The organism is Mucilaginibacter sp. CSA2-8R (genome assembly GCF_038806765.1).
In the GTDB taxonomy this organism is placed as follows: Bacteria; Bacteroidota; Bacteroidia; order Sphingobacteriales; family Sphingobacteriaceae; genus Mucilaginibacter.
The window spans coordinates 4,897,729-4,914,195 of sequence record NZ_CP152389.1; the positions used below are offsets into that span (position 1 = coordinate 4,897,729).

9 protein-coding genes are annotated in these 16,467 nt (G+C 44.5%); 3 read left to right on the forward strand and 6 right to left on the reverse strand.

The genetic code is table 11. The features are described from left to right. Positions 1 to 60: 60 nt before the first annotated feature. Together AAGR14_RS20895 and AAGR14_RS20900 are read right to left on the reverse strand one after the other, a co-directional pair. Complete coding sequence (locus AAGR14_RS20895; RefSeq protein ID WP_342646185.1) at positions 61 to 1,371, reverse strand: M20/M25/M40 family metallo-hydrolase; 1,311 nt, start codon at positions 1,369 to 1,371, stop codon at positions 61 to 63. Further along, positions 1,371 to 3,200 (reverse strand): M61 family peptidase, encoded by a 1,830-nt coding sequence (locus AAGR14_RS20900; RefSeq protein ID WP_342646186.1) that lies wholly within the window; start codon positions 3,198 to 3,200, stop codon positions 1,371 to 1,373. The genes AAGR14_RS20895 and AAGR14_RS20900 overlap by 1 nt, the downstream gene beginning before the upstream one ends. Before the next feature lie 276 nt (positions 3,201 to 3,476). Between AAGR14_RS20900 and AAGR14_RS20905 the strand changes: the two genes are divergently transcribed. The 3 genes from AAGR14_RS20905 (at position 3,477) to AAGR14_RS20915 (ending at position 7,372) form a co-directional block, all read left to right on the forward strand. Further along, positions 3,477 to 4,319, forward strand: coding sequence for an isoaspartyl peptidase/L-asparaginase (locus AAGR14_RS20905; protein WP_342646187.1), 843 nt, complete (start codon positions 3,477 to 3,479; stop codon positions 4,317 to 4,319). 89 nt (positions 4,320 to 4,408) lie between these two features. Then, complete coding sequence (locus tag AAGR14_RS20910; protein ID WP_342646188.1) at positions 4,409 to 5,008, forward strand: hypothetical protein; 600 nt, start codon at positions 4,409 to 4,411, stop codon at positions 5,006 to 5,008. 210 nt (positions 5,009 to 5,218) lie between these two features. Next, positions 5,219 to 7,372, forward strand: coding sequence for a carboxy terminal-processing peptidase (locus AAGR14_RS20915; protein WP_342646189.1), 2,154 nt, complete (start codon positions 5,219 to 5,221; stop codon positions 7,370 to 7,372). A gap of 75 nt (positions 7,373 to 7,447) precedes the next feature. On the opposite strand, the gene AAGR14_RS20920 is transcribed toward AAGR14_RS20915, so the two are convergent. The 4 genes from AAGR14_RS20920 to AAGR14_RS20935 all read right to left on the reverse strand — a co-directional run bounded on the left by AAGR14_RS20920 (position 7,448) and on the right by AAGR14_RS20935 (position 16,465). Then, on the reverse strand, positions 7,448 to 9,361 hold the full coding sequence (locus AAGR14_RS20920) for a rhamnogalacturonan lyase (protein ID WP_342646190.1): 1,914 nt from the start codon (positions 9,359 to 9,361) through the stop codon (positions 7,448 to 7,450). Between the two features lie 15 nt (positions 9,362 to 9,376). Then, on the reverse strand, positions 9,377 to 11,242 hold the full coding sequence (locus AAGR14_RS20925; RefSeq protein WP_342646191.1) for a rhamnogalacturonan lyase: 1,866 nt from the start codon (positions 11,240 to 11,242) through the stop codon (positions 9,377 to 9,379). 193 nt (positions 11,243 to 11,435) lie between these two features. After that, positions 11,436 to 13,214, reverse strand: coding sequence for a RagB/SusD family nutrient uptake outer membrane protein (locus AAGR14_RS20930; protein ID WP_342646192.1), 1,779 nt, complete (start codon positions 13,212 to 13,214; stop codon positions 11,436 to 11,438). Between the two features lie 23 nt (positions 13,215 to 13,237). Continuing rightward, entirely contained in the window at positions 13,238 to 16,465 is a 3,228-nt protein-coding gene (locus tag AAGR14_RS20935; RefSeq protein WP_342646193.1) for a SusC/RagA family TonB-linked outer membrane protein, read from the reverse strand. Positions 16,466 to 16,467 lie beyond the last annotated feature (2 nt).

Sequence of the window (16,467 nt, forward strand, 5' to 3'; positions counted from 1 at the left end):
CGTAATAAAAAAACCACAAGTGCAATACTTGTGGCTTTACAAAGCTTGGTTTGAGTAGCCTTAACGCTCCAGTTTAGCAATGCGCTTTGGCGCGTCTTTACCGCCTACTATACTGCGCGAGCTTAGTGCTATGGCACGGATGGTAGCTGTAATATTGGCTACATCCAAAGAACTAAATTCATCTTTTACCGAATGATACAATTTATCGGTATCAATCTGATCGGTAGATATGGTATGCGCCGGTACACCCAAACGTGCCAGGGTGGCGTTATCACTCCGGTAAAACAGGTTTTGCTCCGGGTATGGGTCCGGGTAAAACTTGAAAGCCGTTCCGTCTAAGTTGCGCTGCAAAATTTCGCCAAAATCAGAACGCTCATAGCCGGTAATAAACGCCGTGTTTTGGCCAAATTTCGAAGTTTTACCAATCATTTCTATGTTAAACATGGCCACTGTTTTATCAGGGTCAAGCTGTTTTGAGAAATACTGCGAGCCAAAACCGCCAATTTCTTCGGCCGTAAAAGCTACAAAAATAAGGGTGCGCTCATTGTTATTCAGCTTTTTATAATACTTGGCCAAGCTAATCACAGCCGTAGTACCCGAGGCATCATCATCAGCACCATTGGCAATGCTATCACCTTCCATTGAACGCAAAATACCCAAATGGTCATAATGGCCCGAAAAAACCACATATTCATCAGGCTTGCTTTTACCCGGCAGCATCCCCACCACATTATAGATTGGAGGGTTATCCATCTTAGTTTTAAAAGTAACCTCAAAGTTTTTAACCTCGCCAAAGTTACCCAGCACCATAACCACCTGCTGCGTATTGTTAGCAGCAATAGGTTCTTTCATGCTGATATTATCACCTGCAAAACGGCTGTGCAACTGCTTAAATATAGGCTCAAATTGCGGATCAATCAGTATCAGCGTTTTTTTACCGCTGCGGATGTAGTTACGGTATTCGGTCTGAAAGTTTTGCCCGGCCGCAATTTTTACAATCTGTACATCGGCATTGCTTTTCCAATTAAAATCAGCACCGCCGGCTATCGCAATATTATTCGCAGCAATGGATTGCCCGTCAATACTTACCTGCATTTGTGTAGGCGTAGTGCGGTAAACAGTAAAACTCTGGCGGTAGCCTGTATTACCTTTAAGCGGCTGCAAACCAATCTTTTTAAATTCACCTTCAATAAAAGTGGCTGCTTTATCAATGCCCGGAGTGCCCGTTTTGCGGCCTTGCATATCGTCGGCACTCAACGTTTTAATTAAACGCTCCACGTCATTTTGCTGTATCAGCTTATTTACATCCTGCGCAAAGCTGCTCAAACCCGAGGCCATAAGTGCCAGGGCAATCGTATATTTCTTAATCATTACTTTACTTTGGTTGATAACCATTTACTTCTAAATTCTTTTTGTGCGGCCGAAAGCTCTTTACCGGCTGTTTCGTAACTAACTACCTCGTACATCGGGTTTTCTTGCAAGGTTACATTAGTTTGGTGATTGCCGGCCCGGTCCTTATAAGTGTAAACTACCGGATCACCTATCTTCTTACCATCTAATGCCGCGGTGTAGGCCTGTAAATCTTTTACTTCTTTACCATCTACTGTCAGGATGGTAGCACCGGCATCAATGCCGGCTTTATAAACCGGCGTACCCATAACCGTATTACCTTGTACGTAAAGCCCGCCGTCTGCAGGGCTGGTACGTAACATTCCGGCCCAGGCTTTACCGGCCTGCGCTTTGCGCAATATTAAACCTGCTTTATCCAGTAATTGCTGATAGTTGTTCTTTTCGGCCCCGTAAATATATCTTTTAAAAAAGTCGGCGGCAAAAGCGGGGTTCTTGGTTACCGAAGCCAGTACGGCCTGCAGGTCGGGGATAGTATATGGTTTTTCGGGTTTACCATGGGTTAGCCACATGGCACGCATATAGTCGTCTAATGTTAAATTAAATTCGCTGCGTAGCCTTAAATCTAACGCCAGCGCCGTGGCGCCGCCGTAAGTGTAATAGCTGGTGAATATATTAGCATTGTTATTAGGGTCGATAGACACACCGGCATCAGCAAAAACAGCGTAACGGCTCATCTGCGCCGGCGAGTAGTTGGCAGCGGCGGGCGTATTTAAAACGGTATTTACTAAACCGGCTATGGTGCGTGTATAACCTTCCGGGTTACGTAAACCGGTACGCACCAACAGCATTTCGCCATAGTATTGGGTAAAGCCTTCGGCAAACCAAAGCTCACTGCTCATGTTAGAATGCTCAAAATTAAACGGCTCTAACGATTTTGGACGTATGCGCTCCACATTCCAGCTGTGAAAATACTCGTGTGCAAAGGTTCCCAGCAAGCGGTTTTCGTTACCGGCAATTTGGGGTGTAGTTTGCACAATGCTGGTAGAGTTGCGGTGTTCCATACCGTCTCCGGCGTTGGTAGCTGCTACGTCATGTAAAAATACGTAGTTACCGTAATCATAAACCGGCAGCTCGCCAAAAACGGCCTGCGCTTCCAGCGTAATCTTTTTTACCATTTGACCAAAGGCATCAACAGTGGCCTGGTCATCGCTGCTATGCGTAGTAAGGCGGATGGTTTGGCGCTTACCACCGGGATTGGCCACATCCCAACTTACGCTTTTATAATCAGCCAGCGAGGTTGGGCTGTCCATCATGTATTGCATGTTGGGTGCCGAGTAAGAACCATCGTTTTCGGGCTTTAACTGCGTGGCTACCTTCCAGCCATATTTTTCGGTATTATTAAACTTAAAACGCACCGGGCGATTTTCCATGCCCTTAACCCAGGCAAATGCTGCCGGCATATTAAAATGGGCGGTACTAGCATCTATACCTACATAGGTGCCGTCCATATAGTTACCAAACAAGGTATAGTTAATAATTACGTTACTGCCGTGCTGGGCTATTTCATAAACATCGCCTTCTACCTGCTTTATAGTTAGCGGTGTGTTTTTTTCGCCATAAGCTTTTACGTTATAAATATTTTTGCCAAACTCGTGGGTAGCATAACGCCCCGGCGACGAGCGGCTCATCCTGAAACGCATGACGCCAGCAGGCACCTGCGGAACCAGCATACCAATTTCGGCCTCGTGGTGTACTGCATCAGGAAATGATACAGTATATACAATTTCATTTTGTGCAAATGCCCCGGCCGACATTAAAAGGGCCAGTGCTGATGAGTAAAGTTTTTTCATATATCTGCCGTTTGCAGCCCTGAAAGTAAAATAAAAATAGCAGATATATGCCCAAGAGAATCTAAAAGGCCAATTAGCGCCAAATTTTTACAATTAAGGATACTTTAAAAACTAAACCTGCGTTCAACAGCCATATGTAAGGCGACTGGTAAAACAGTAATATTTTACTTTTGCTTACTTTTACCAAACTGATATTACAGCCAGTAAACTAACATATGCTTACATATATCTGGCTCGTACCATCAGGTTTTATACACCTTTATACATCCTAAATTTATGAAGATCATTATTCATGGGGGTTTTTTCAGCGAGTCGGGTACTAACCAGGAAGTTAAACTGGCTAAACAGGAATCATTAAAAACAATTGTGCAACAGGGATATGATTACCTGCAAACCCATAGCGCTGCCGAAACTGTGGTTTACACCGTGGCTTTACTTGAAGATGATCCGCTGTTTAATGCCGGCACAGGTTCACAAATACAGAGCGATGGTCACATCCGGTTAAGTGCCTCACTCATGGATGGAAAAACGCTTAAGTTTTCGGGCGTAATCAACATTGAGGAAGTTAAAAACCCTATTTATATTGCCCAGATGCTGCAAGGTGCCGAAGACCGGGTTTTAAGCGGCAACGGAGCACAACATTACGCCCGCGAAAACGGCTTTGATTATTATAACCCCGAAATACCGCAACGCCGCCAAGAGTATGAGAAAAAACTGAATGATTCTATACGCTTAGGTACGGTAGGCTGTGTAGCGCTGGATGCCGAAGGCAATTTGGCTGCCGCGACCTCTACCGGTGGCAAGGGCTTTGAAATATCGGGCCGGGTGAGCGATTCGGCTACACCTGCGGGCAACTATGCTAATGCTCAGGCAGCAGTATCATGTACCGGCGTTGGCGAAGACATTACCAGCGGTGGTTTGGCTACTAAAATTGTTACCCGCGTTACCGACGGCATGAGCTTACAGCAAGCCACCGAAAAAACTTTAACTGAAATGAAACCTTTTGACGGCTTTGCAGGTATAATAGCGCTCACAGCAAAAGGCGATGTACATTACGCTGATACACACCCATATATGGTTTGGGCAGCGTTTGACAATGGCGTGAAAGTTTTTAATTAAATTACACTAACGTTTCCTGAACTTTATTAAAATAACTCTATTTTTAGATATTGATTAATTTATTTTACCACAACTCAAACATGAGTTCTATGAAAGTATTCTTACCCGCACTGTTTTGTTTATTTGGTTTTTCGGCTTCGGCACAATGGCTCCCCTTTTTAAAGCACAAACGCTACCCAGCGTTGCCCGAAGTTTGCAGCGCACCTGTACAGGTTAAAGCGCAAGCTTTTAGCAAAGCAGTTTTAAAGCCCGGCGTTTTAGGCTTAACTTCTTACGGTCTGTCGATGAATGAGTATACCGTAATGAAAACAGCACAGCATCAAATGCGGTTTAGAGAGTACGAAAATGCCAGCTATAGCTTTAACGAATTAGCTAAGATATATGTACAGCTAAATAAAATGTCGGAAGCTAAATGGTTCTTTCTGCAAAGCAACAACTTATCGCGCCAGCAAAATAATGACCGTTTAACTATTGCCAACCTCATTGAGCTGGCTTCGGTAAAATCGACCATTGGCGACTTTGAACTGGCCCAACAGGACTTAGAAGAGGCCCGCAGCCTGGCCACCGCCCACAACTGGCAGGATGACTTAGTTAATGTACAAAAAAGCGTAACCGGCTTGCAACGTAACAAACTTATTGCATTAAAATCCGAAGCCCGAATTGCTCAAACTGCTGAGCATAACTTGTAGTAAATCAGTTACGATGCATTTATGGCTAACCTTATTTTTATATTTACTTAAAATATAGATTAGCCTTAAAACATTGTTCACAAAAATATATTTGTATACAGGAGACAGCTAAATTGCTGTCTCTTTTTTATTTACTTTGGAAATTGTATAATATAGGCACCAATATTGATGTTTTGTAAAAAAGCTATAGACTTAAAAACCATAAAAGAAATGTTCAAAAGATTATATATGTTCCTGGTGATGGGTACGGCCCTGGCCTGCCAGGCATCTACATCGGCACCAGGCAACGTAGACGGCTCCACTAATCTGCAGCCCGATCAGGTTCAAAGTCAGGTAGCTAAGGAGGTAGCCTCGTTAATTTCGAGCTATAATTACAAAAAAGTTCCGCTTAACGATTCGTTGTCAACAGTTGTATATAACCGTTATATCAAAGCACTTGACGAAAATCACAACTATTTATTAGCCTCAGATATTAAAGATTTTGACCGTTTTAAAACCGCGATTGATGACGATTTGAAAGCAGGTAACCTGAACGATGTGTTTTACATTTTTAACGTTTACCAAAAACGCTATTTGGAGCGCATTAATTACTCGCTGAGTCAGTTGGATAAAACTTACGATTATTCTAAAAACGAGAGCTTCACTTACGACCGCGAGAAAGAGCCATGGATGGGTAGCGAAGCAGATATGAACAAATTGTGGGCACAACGTGTAAAATACGATTTGCTTAACCTTAAACTGGCGAGCACTGATGCATCAAAGAATAAAGAAACTTTAAAAAAGCGCTATCAAAATCTGATTGCTCAGGCCAAAAAGCTTTCTAATCAGGATGTATTCCAGTTATTTATGGATGCTTTTACCGAGTCGGTAGATCCGCATACCAATTACTTTAACCCGGCTAATGCAGCTAACTTTAATATTGAAATGTCGCGCTCGCTGGAGGGCATTGGTGCATCGCTGCAATCAGAAAACGAATACATTACCATTAAAAGCATTGTAGCAGGTGGCCCTGCCGATAAAAGCCGTCAGATTAATATTGACGACCGCATTGTTGCCGTTGCCCAAGGCAAAACAGGCGAGTTTCAGGATATTGTAGGCTGGCGCATAGAAAATGCTATTGCTTTAATACGCGGCACCAAAGGTACAACCGTTCGTTTACGATTACTACCTAAAGGTTCGGGCGCTAAACCACATATTGTGGAAATGATGCGCGAAAAAATCGTATTGAAAGATCAGTTAGCCAAAAAAGAAATTCGTACTTATAATCAAAACGGCAAAACGGTAAAAATCGGTATTATTAATGTACCTGCATTTTATATCGACTTTAATGCTTACCGCGCTAAAGACCCGAATTATCAAAGCACCACACGCGACGTTAAATTGATTCTAGATACTTTGAAACGTGAAAACGTAGATGGAGTGATTTTGGATTTACGCCAGAATGGTGGTGGTTCATTGATTGAGGCAATTGAACTTACCGGCTTGTTTATTAAAGATGGCCCGGTAGTTCAGGTTCGTGATACCCGCAACCGTGTTGAAGTTAATGAGGATGAAGATTCATCAGTTGCTTATGCCGGCCCGTTAGCAGTGATGACTGACCGTTTCAGCGCTTCAGCATCAGAAATTTTTGCCGGTGCCATACAAGATTATGGCCGCGGCTTAATTATTGGTACTCAAACGTATGGTAAAGGTACCGTACAAAGCGCTATTGAGTTAGATAAAGTAATTAACCCGTCTATCAGAGACATGATTACTTCGATGACTAAGAAGGCAAACGGCACTGGTGCAGAATCAAGATTTGGACAGTTAAATTTAACCGTTGCTAAGTTTTACCGCATCAGCGGAAGCTCGACCCAGCACAAAGGTGTATTGCCGGATATCAGCTTTCCATCTGTAATTCCTTTAGATAAATACGGCGAGGATACTGAACCATCAGCTTTACCTTTTGATATGATTGCCAAAAGTAATTATACCAAGGTTGGTGATTTGAGCGGCGCTATACCGCAGTTAACTAAGGCACATGAGCAACGTATGGCTAACAATGCTAACTACAAGTATCTGTTAGAAGATATTGCTGATTACAAAAAACGCCAGAACGAAACCAGCGTTACTTTAAATGAGCAGCAGCTTAAACAACAGCGTGATGCCGACGAGCAAAAAGCGTTTGAGCGTAATAACCTGCGCCGCGCCGCGTTAGGTTTAAGTGCGCTGCAAAAAGGCCAGACCCGTCCTAAAAACGAAGACCTGGACTTCTTAAAGATGGAAGCCGGACAGATTTTAACAGACTTTATTAGCCTGGATAAGACCGCCCGATATACCAACAACTTAGGTGCTCCTGCGCAACAGCCGCAGCAACCCAAATAAGCAATTAGAGATAATTGTTATAAAACGAACAAGGCCCGGCAAATCTGCCGGGCCTTGTTCATTAAAAGGTATTTTTCATTTAGCTTTAATAAGCACAATATTAGGTTTTGAAGGCACCTTCATTCCCTCACCTAAATAAAAGCCGGTGTGCGGCGGCTGATTATAGCTGGTGTTTTGCCAGGCAATACTTAAACGATATTGAGGATCATGCATTAAGGTTCTGAAACGGTAATGGGTTGGGATGGTAGTGGTATAGATGCGTAATTCTTTACTGTCCGGTGTACGCCAAATTACTTCTTCACGCCAATCACCGTAAAGGTCAGCGCTCAAACATGGTGTGGCTTTAGTGCCGTTATTGGCTACGCAACCATTGGCGGTTAGTACATTTACGGTGGTTTCATTTTTCCAGTCCCATTTGTCAATCCGGTTTTTGTCTAACAACTCCCGGGTGAGATCGCCATCCCACCAAACCAAGAAATTGGTTGACGATGGTACTCTATCGGTTATGGTTTGGCCATGTACATCGCGTAAACCGCCGGGACCACCCCAGTTTTCAAAGCCAGGGTGGGTTGGATCAATGTCAGCAGCAACGCCCCTGCCTACGTCTACACCCGGTGCCATGCTAAATAATATTTTGCCGGTTGCTGCATCAAACATGGCTACACCTGGCGTATTAAGCGACTTGGTCTTTTCTTCGTTTTCATGAATGCCGAAAACCTCCAGGCCAGGATGCTCCGGATCAATATCAGAAAGATGGATGGCATCGCCATGGCGCAGGCCGGTAGTGTACAAGCCCTTACCATCATGGTCAACCGTCATGGCACCGATGCAAATTTCGTCTTTGCCATCGCCATCAACATCTGCCACGCTCAGGTTATGATTGCCCATGCCAGAGTACGGGTTATTAGCATCCTTGCTGTCAAATACCCAGTGGGAGGTTAATTTGCCATTGCGCCAGTTCCATGCTGCTAATACCGACCGGCCATACCATCCCCGAACAAAAACCGCACTTGGATGCACGCCATCCAAATAGGCAACACAAGCCGTAAAACGGTCAGATCTCCCTCCGGTAGTATCATTACCTCCATTCCCCCCTATACCGCCCCATCCATTTAATGGATAGCGGTTAGGCACATAATTAACAGTTGCCATGGCTGCACCTGTTTGTCCGTTAAATACGGTAAGATATTCCGGCCCTTTCACAACTTTTCCGTAAAACGGACTAACCGGCGGGCTAAGCGTGCGCCAGTCTTTTGTGCTGTCGCCAACAGGTTTGCCTAAGCCATCTATGGTGCCATCAGCAGTTTTACACATCATTTCAGCTTTGCCGTCGCCGTCAAAATCATATACCATAAATTGAGTGTAGGCAGCCCCGGCCCTGATATTTTTACCCAGGTTTATACGCCACAATCGTTTGCCATTAAGTTTGTAAGCATCAATAATATCTGTACCGGTAATGCCAGTTTGGGGTGGGTTTCGGGCATTCCCCGGCTCCCATTTTAATATGATCTCGTACTCGCCGTCGCCGTCTAAATCGGCTGCGCTGGCATCATTTGCGCTATAGGTATATGCGGGGCCGCCTGTCTTTTCGGGAAGAGGCACATCCAAAGGAATGCTGAGGTACTGCTGCACCGGATAATCTTTGGCAAGCACCGCTACCCCACTGCCAGTAGACAACTCCTTGCCATTAAGTACAGATTTTACCACATAAGTTTTCGTGTCGGCATCTGCTGCTACGGAATCAGTAAAGTTGGTTACCGATAATGGTTTACCGGAGTTTATACAGATGGATTTACCTCTAATTGTACGGTATAAATTATACTTGATCTGGTCCGGTTCCGTGCCCAACATACGCCAGCTCAAAAACACCCTACCGCTGCCCATATTAACCGCTACCAGTCCCCGGTTTAGATACTCCATCTGGCGCTGAGCAACAGCCTGACAGGTCATCAATGCAGTGATCCAAGCAAAAGCATATATTAATTTCATATCAGGCAATTATTACTAATGAGCTTTTACTATCACAATGTTGGGCTTAGCCGGCGCTTTCATGCCGTCGCCCAAAAAGAAACTGGTGTAAGGCGGCTGATTATAACCCACGTTTTGCCAGGCAATACTCAGCCTGTATTGCGGATCATGCATCAGGGTACGAAACCGGTAATTAGTTGGGATGGTAGTGGTATAAATGCGCAGGCTTTGGTTATCAGCGGCGCGCAATATGACCTCTTCGCGCCAGTCGCCAAACAAATCGGCGCTTAAGGTGGGGGTAGATTTGGTTCCGTTGTTAGACTGATAACCAGTTGCTACTAATAAATTACTGAGCGTGCTATTCTGATAGTCCCATTTCATTACGCGGTTCCCATCTAACAGTTCGCGCAATAAATCGCCGTCCCACCAAATGCCAAAGTTAATAGTGCGCGGAGCTGCACCTATGCTTTCGCCTTTGGCCGAGCGCAAACCTTCAATATTACCCCAGTTTTCAACTCCCGGATAGCGCGGGTCAATATCAGCCGACATGCCACGGCCTACATCTTCGTCAGGAGCGCCTTTCCATAAAATTTCGCCGGTACGGGCATCAAAAAATGCGATACCCGGCCCCTTGGTATTATCTTCTATCTCGTGCACGCCAAAAGCTTCCAAACCCGGCCGCGAGGGGTCTAAATCGCTCACATGAACAGCATCACCATGGCGCAGGCCAGTGGTGTACAAGCCCTTACCATTATCGTCTACACACATAGAACCGTAAACAATTTCGTCTTTACCATCGGCATCCACATCTGCTACCGTTAAATTGTGGTTACCCATGCCCGAGTATGTATTGGTTCCGTCTTTGGTGTCAAAAACCCATCTCGAAGAGAGCTTTCCACCACGCCAGTCCCAGGCAGCAAGCACTGTACGGCCGTAATACCCCCGGCACATCACAACACTCGGATGTACCCCATCCAGGTAAGCTACGCAAGCCAAAAAACGGTCTACCCGGTTACCTGTATTATCATTGCCGCCGTTGCCACCCCGGCCCCCCCATTCTCCTATATTACCGCGGCCTGGCAGGTAATTGGTAGTAGCCATGGCTGCGCCTGTACGACCGTTAAATATCGTAAAATATTCCGGCCCATCTAATATGCGACCTTGGGCATTGGCATAGCGCTTTGTTGAATCGCCAATAACTTTGCCTTTACCGTCTATAGTCCCGTCGGCTGTTTTGCAGGCAATTTCGGCTATACCGTCACCATCCAGGTCGTACACCATAAATTGTGTGTAGTGGGCTCCCTCGCGTATGTTATGACCTAAGTTTATTTCCCAGAGTAAAGTACCATCCAGCTTGTAAGCCTGCAGTATAGGCGGATCGGTTAACCCGGCCGAGGAGTTATCACGGCCGCGGCCGGTTTGATGAAGTATAATTTCATACTGCCCATCGCCATCCAGGTCGCCCACACTGGCATCATTAGGGATGTATCCTTTAGGATTTTTAAGCGGTAACTGCCAGTACTGCTGTGCGGGTGAATGGGCCTGCAAGGCATAGCTCTTGCTGGCATCTCCTTCTTTGGTGTTAATTACCGCTTTTACAAACCAAGTATTAGTTACCGTACTGTCTACACGCTCTTCGGTATAACTGGTGGCCTCGGCTAAGGGCGCAGCATTTACTTTTACAGCAGGCTTATTTCCTGCCTTATGGTATAAATTATAAGCTATATTATCTGGTTCGGTGCCCAGCATACGCCAGCTTAAAAAAACCTTGCCGGCACCTTGATTTACTGCTACCAAGCCTCGGTCAAGGTATTCCATTTGCCGTTGGGCAACAGCCGTTACTCCCAAACCTAAAAATGTAATAAGCGCTAAAGCACGCGCTTTAGGTAAAAGTTGATTCATGAAACTGACGGAAATTTATTGATTTATAGCTATTAAAAGCTAATACAAAATAAGGATTGTACATGCGGCACAAGTGTCACAAAAGCCTTACATGGCACAGGTAATGAGATTTTTACAGGCCAACTTCCATAAAAAATAAGCAGGCAGCTCTAACGAATCAGAACTGCCTGCTTACTAACTCTTGACTGCCCCCTTATAATTTAAATGGCAAGTATAAACCGTTTGAAGATAGCAGTTTTGTACGTGCTGTTGATGCAGCAGGATTATTATCACTCAGTAATTTTTGATATACTTTTTCGGCTACGTAATTGGGATCATTACGGCGTAAGGCTACACGCAGTAAATCGCCCCAACGCTGACCCTCATATGCCAGTTCTAATGCATCTTCGTTGATGATGGCGTCTTCCATTCCGGTAATATCATTATTAGTATAAAGGGTAGCCGGCAAAGCAACCAGGTTAGCACGGGTGCGCGTGCCTACCTGCCTGGACCACTGCCCGCGGTAATAAGGTGTTTCGCCCTGGCGTGCATCGTAATTATATGGGTATGGCTGATCGGTTTGCTGTATGTTAGTTACATCAGCAGGAACCGAACTTGGCTGATACAAGGGCCTGATACCTACGTTAGTTAAAGCATAGGCCACCTTCACCTTTCCGTCGCGATTAGCAGCTTCGGCTAAATGCAGGTTAAGGGTACCAGCACGATATAATAACCAACGCCCTTGCTTTTGCAAAATGTTGATAGACATTAAAGAACCTTCGGTCAGGTAATTATACAGGTACTTCATAATAACCGGTTGTCCGTTTATGTTGCGTACAGTAACGCGCCCGCGCTGATCGAACGGGAAGCCATTGCTTTGCACCTGCGAATTCCAATTGCGCATGGCAAGCTTTGATGCGGTTAACAGGTAACGCCCACCCTGGTTAGAAAACAAATCAATAAAAGGATTAGTCGGCTGGAAGTTCTTGTCGAAAGGTAAAGACCATATCCATTCGCCGCTGGCCGGGGTATCTTGTGTGGTACGGCCAAAAATAGAACGCCAGCCGGTACTATTTACATCACTAATGGAGGTAGAGTCGGAGTTACGGCCGCCATCATAACGAATAACTACGTCGTTATTATTACCATCAGCATAACAGGCTTTGTATTGCCAGTAATAAAGATTGTTGGCAAAATCAAAATTACGACCACCTTGCTCTGCCAAATACTTGTATTGCTCTGCGGCCTTAGTGTAGTTACCTCTCCATAAATATAAGTCGCCGAGCAGAGCGCGCTTGTTAATAAAAAACAAGTTGGTCGGATAGCCATCAACCGTTGTATTAAGCGATGTACTGCTTGAGCCGGTAACCGCTGTGGTGGCTGTATACACATCCAGATAACCGTTAGCCATAGTGGCAATCAGTTTATCAAGCATATCATTAAATGACAGGCGTGGAAATTTACTCTCATCTTTCAATGCCTCAACAGTTTCTAAAGCATCGGTAACATAAGGTACCGAACCAAAATGCATACCTAACTGCAGGTATAGCCAGGCGCGCACAGCGCTAACATCTGCGTAAAGCTGGTTATATTCGTCGCGGCGCATTTTTGCCTGACCAATCATGATGTCGAAATTTTTCAAAGCATCATTACAGTTCAGAATAATACGGTAAAATGGCTTTGGATCTGCCCATGGGTTATTGGCTGATACCGTATGCGTGCTTATTTCGCGCAGGTATTGATCGGCGTTAGCCGTTGGGCTCATCAAATCGCCACGCAACTCATTAAGTACAATAAAGCGATCGGCAATACCCATAATCTGCCCGTAAATGCCGATAACTGCAGCATTGGCATCCGAAACGTTTCGATAATTATTGCTAATATCTACCTGGTCTTGCGGTGGTACATCCAAAATTTTCTTGCACGAAAACGTCAGCATGAGGCAAGCCAGCAGTACTATTTTATTTATAAAGTTTAATGAAAGTTTTTTCATATTAATAATCATCAGCTTATGAATTATATACCTATGCGAACGCCTAACTGTACAGTTTTAAACTGAGGTTCGAGGGTAGTATCAATACCATTAGTTAGCAAATTGGTTGTAGCCGCAAACTCCGGATCATACCCCAGGTATTTAGTGAAGGTGAGCAGATTGTTGCCCGTTGCATAGATTTTAAAATACTTAAATGCTTTATACTTAAATGGCACATCGTAAGTAACAGATACGGTACGCAAACGCATATACGAACCATTTTCAATCCAGCGGTCTGAGAATGATGAGTTACCCGACGGATCACCGTATGAAGCTCTTGGTATACTGGTTACCTGTCCGTCAGCACGCCAGCGGTTAATGATAGCCAACGACTGGTTTTGCGGTCCGCTTGCCGATTCGAGTTGACGACGGGTGTAATTGTACAGGCTGTTTCCTTTAGTAAAAGTAACCAAGGCATTTAAGCTAAGGCGTTTGTAAGTAAAGCCGGTAGTAATACCGCCTGTAAAATCAGGGTTAGGGTTGCCAATTACCTGTTTATCATTATCATCTATAATTTTGTCGCCGTTCACATCAATAAACCTTACATCACCACCTTGCTGTGCTACTAAGTTACCCGCTGCGTTACGGTAAGACATACCGGCAGCAGCCGCTTCGGCGTTAGAGGTATAAACCCCATTTGTTTTATAGCCGTAAAACACACCAGCAGGCATACCTACCTGGGTTAATATGGTAGCACCGGCATAGCTGGTTTGCATGCTGTTGCCAGGCAGTTTAATTATTTTATTGCGGTAAGTGGCAATGTTGAAACCTAAGTCCCACTTAAAATCGGCATTGTTAATGATGCGGCCATTTACCGATAGCTCTACACCGCTGGTTTGCATTCCACCGTTATTGGTAACTGCATATACTAAGCCTCCGGCACTGGATGTAGGCTCTTGGGTAATCATTTTGGTGGTGGTGTTTTTGAAATAATCGGCAGTAATACTTAAGCGCTCTTGTAAAAACGAGGCATCAAAGCCAAAATCGAGCTTTTTGTTAACCTCCCATTGTAACTGAGGATTGCCAAAGTTTGCCCTTACCAAACCTTGAAGGCCCAACAAATTTTGTGATATATAATACTGACGTGCAGCATAGTTACCAATGTCGTCGTTACCCACCCAACCATAGCTTGCTCTAAGTTTTAACAACTCAAAGAAGTTAAGATCAGACATGAATTTTTCTGACGATACGATCCATCCTGCAGACACTGATGGCAACAAAGCCATTTTTACGCCACCCAGCGAAACACCGTCTGCGGCTTGATTGCCAAAACGCGAAGAGGCATCGAGTGCAACGTTTAAACCTATAATATACTTATTGTATAACTGGTAGTTTGCATTTAAATAGTTGTTAAACCAACGATACTTACCAATATCACCACCGGTACGGCGCAAAGCCGGGTCGCCGGTACCTACTGATATCAGCTGGTCTATTGCCGAATTATAGCCGAAATTGAAGTTATCATTGGTATTATATTGTGCAAACCTTGTCCCTAAGCTTACATTAAGCGCATGTATACGGTTAAAGATTCGGTTGTAGTTTACCCGCGTGTCATTATACAAATTAAACAAGCGCTGTACGCGGCTGCCTAAACGGCTATCAATAATAGCGGTAGCAGTAGTATCGTTAGCCACGCCTACTCGCGGTATAAAATAGCTTTCGCGCACCTTATCAGCAGTTACACCGATAAGTGTTTGTGCCGAGAAGTATCTGGAAAACTGGTACCTGAAATTAAAGTTACCGAAGAACCGATAATTCCGGTTCATTTCCTGTGAGTTCAGGGTCAGTGCCTCTGGGTTGCTAAAACCAAAGATATCTACATCAGCTAAGTTGGGCGACTCTACACCCTGGCTGTTTACCTGACGCACTCTGAGCAAAGGTGATTTGATCAGGCTGGTATAGAGCGGACTTGTTTTAGGACTTAAGCCCTGGTCGCGCAGTTTTTGCTCGTTGTAATTAAACGACAGGTTAGCGGTTACCGTAAACTTCGGACTGATTTTTAAATCAGCGTTAAACCTGGTATTAAACCGGGCTACGTCTGTTAAACGGGTGATGCCTTTATTGTCGCCGTAACCCAGCGATAACACATATCGTGCAATATCGTCACCGCCCGATACCCGCAGGTTATAATTTTGATTAAAACCATTTTTGAAAGCCTGCTTTTGCCAGTCGGTATCATTATGATAAGTATTGTAATCTGCATTAGACGGGCTATCGTTAAAATAAGGCATTGCAGCAATCTGGCTGGCGTTTAACCCGCTGGTGCGCATTACGTCTGACAAGTAGGTACGGTAATCGCCGGCACGCATTAAAGGCAAAAGTGAGCCCGAGTTGATGTAATTGTAACCGCTGTAAATACCTAAGTCTATCTTAGTTGCCAAATCGGGGTTACTGTTAGTAGTTAATAAAATTACACCGTTACCACCTTTGGTTCCGTAAGCTGCGGCAGCTGCATCTTTAAGTATAGTAATGTTTTGCACATCGTGTAAGTCAATGTTACTGTACGGGTTGTGCACGTGGCCACCAATGATAGAGTTACCGAAGTTATTGGTGTCGTAAATCATCCCATCAACCACTAATAGTGGCGCGTTGCTACCGTTTAAAGAGTTAAATCCCCGTAAAAACAAACTGGCACCGGCATTAGGTGTGCCCGACCGGCGTATCACATTTAAACCAGCAACTTTACCCTGTAAATAAGTATCAGGCAGTTCCAGGCTGGTTGGTTCCCAGGCGCCTAAAGTATTTACGCTGTTTACGGCGTTTGTTGTTTGATTTAATGGCGTTGGCTTAAACGGAGTATTAGCCACATCATATACCGAATTATAATTATCTTCAAATAGTAATACGTCCGGTATTTTAGTACGGCCTTTTAAAGCTACTTCTTTAGGTTGATAGCCTTGCCCGCCAACAATTAAAAGCACATCGTAGTTAGGAACGTTAATTGTAAAGGCACCCTTTTCGTCGGTAATGGCAGCACTGTATTGCGGAACGCTTACGTTAACACCAGATACCGGTTTGCCGGTAGCAGCATCTTTAATGATACCACTTATTTTGCTACCCTTAGCCCGGTTAAGTGAGTCGGTTTTATAACGGGCAATACTATCGGCCATTTGCCTGGCCGTTAGGGTATCCGTTTCCTGCGCTTTGGCTTTGATACCACACAACAGGCAAAAAAACAAGATTAAACCAATTGATTTAGTAAAAATTTGCATAG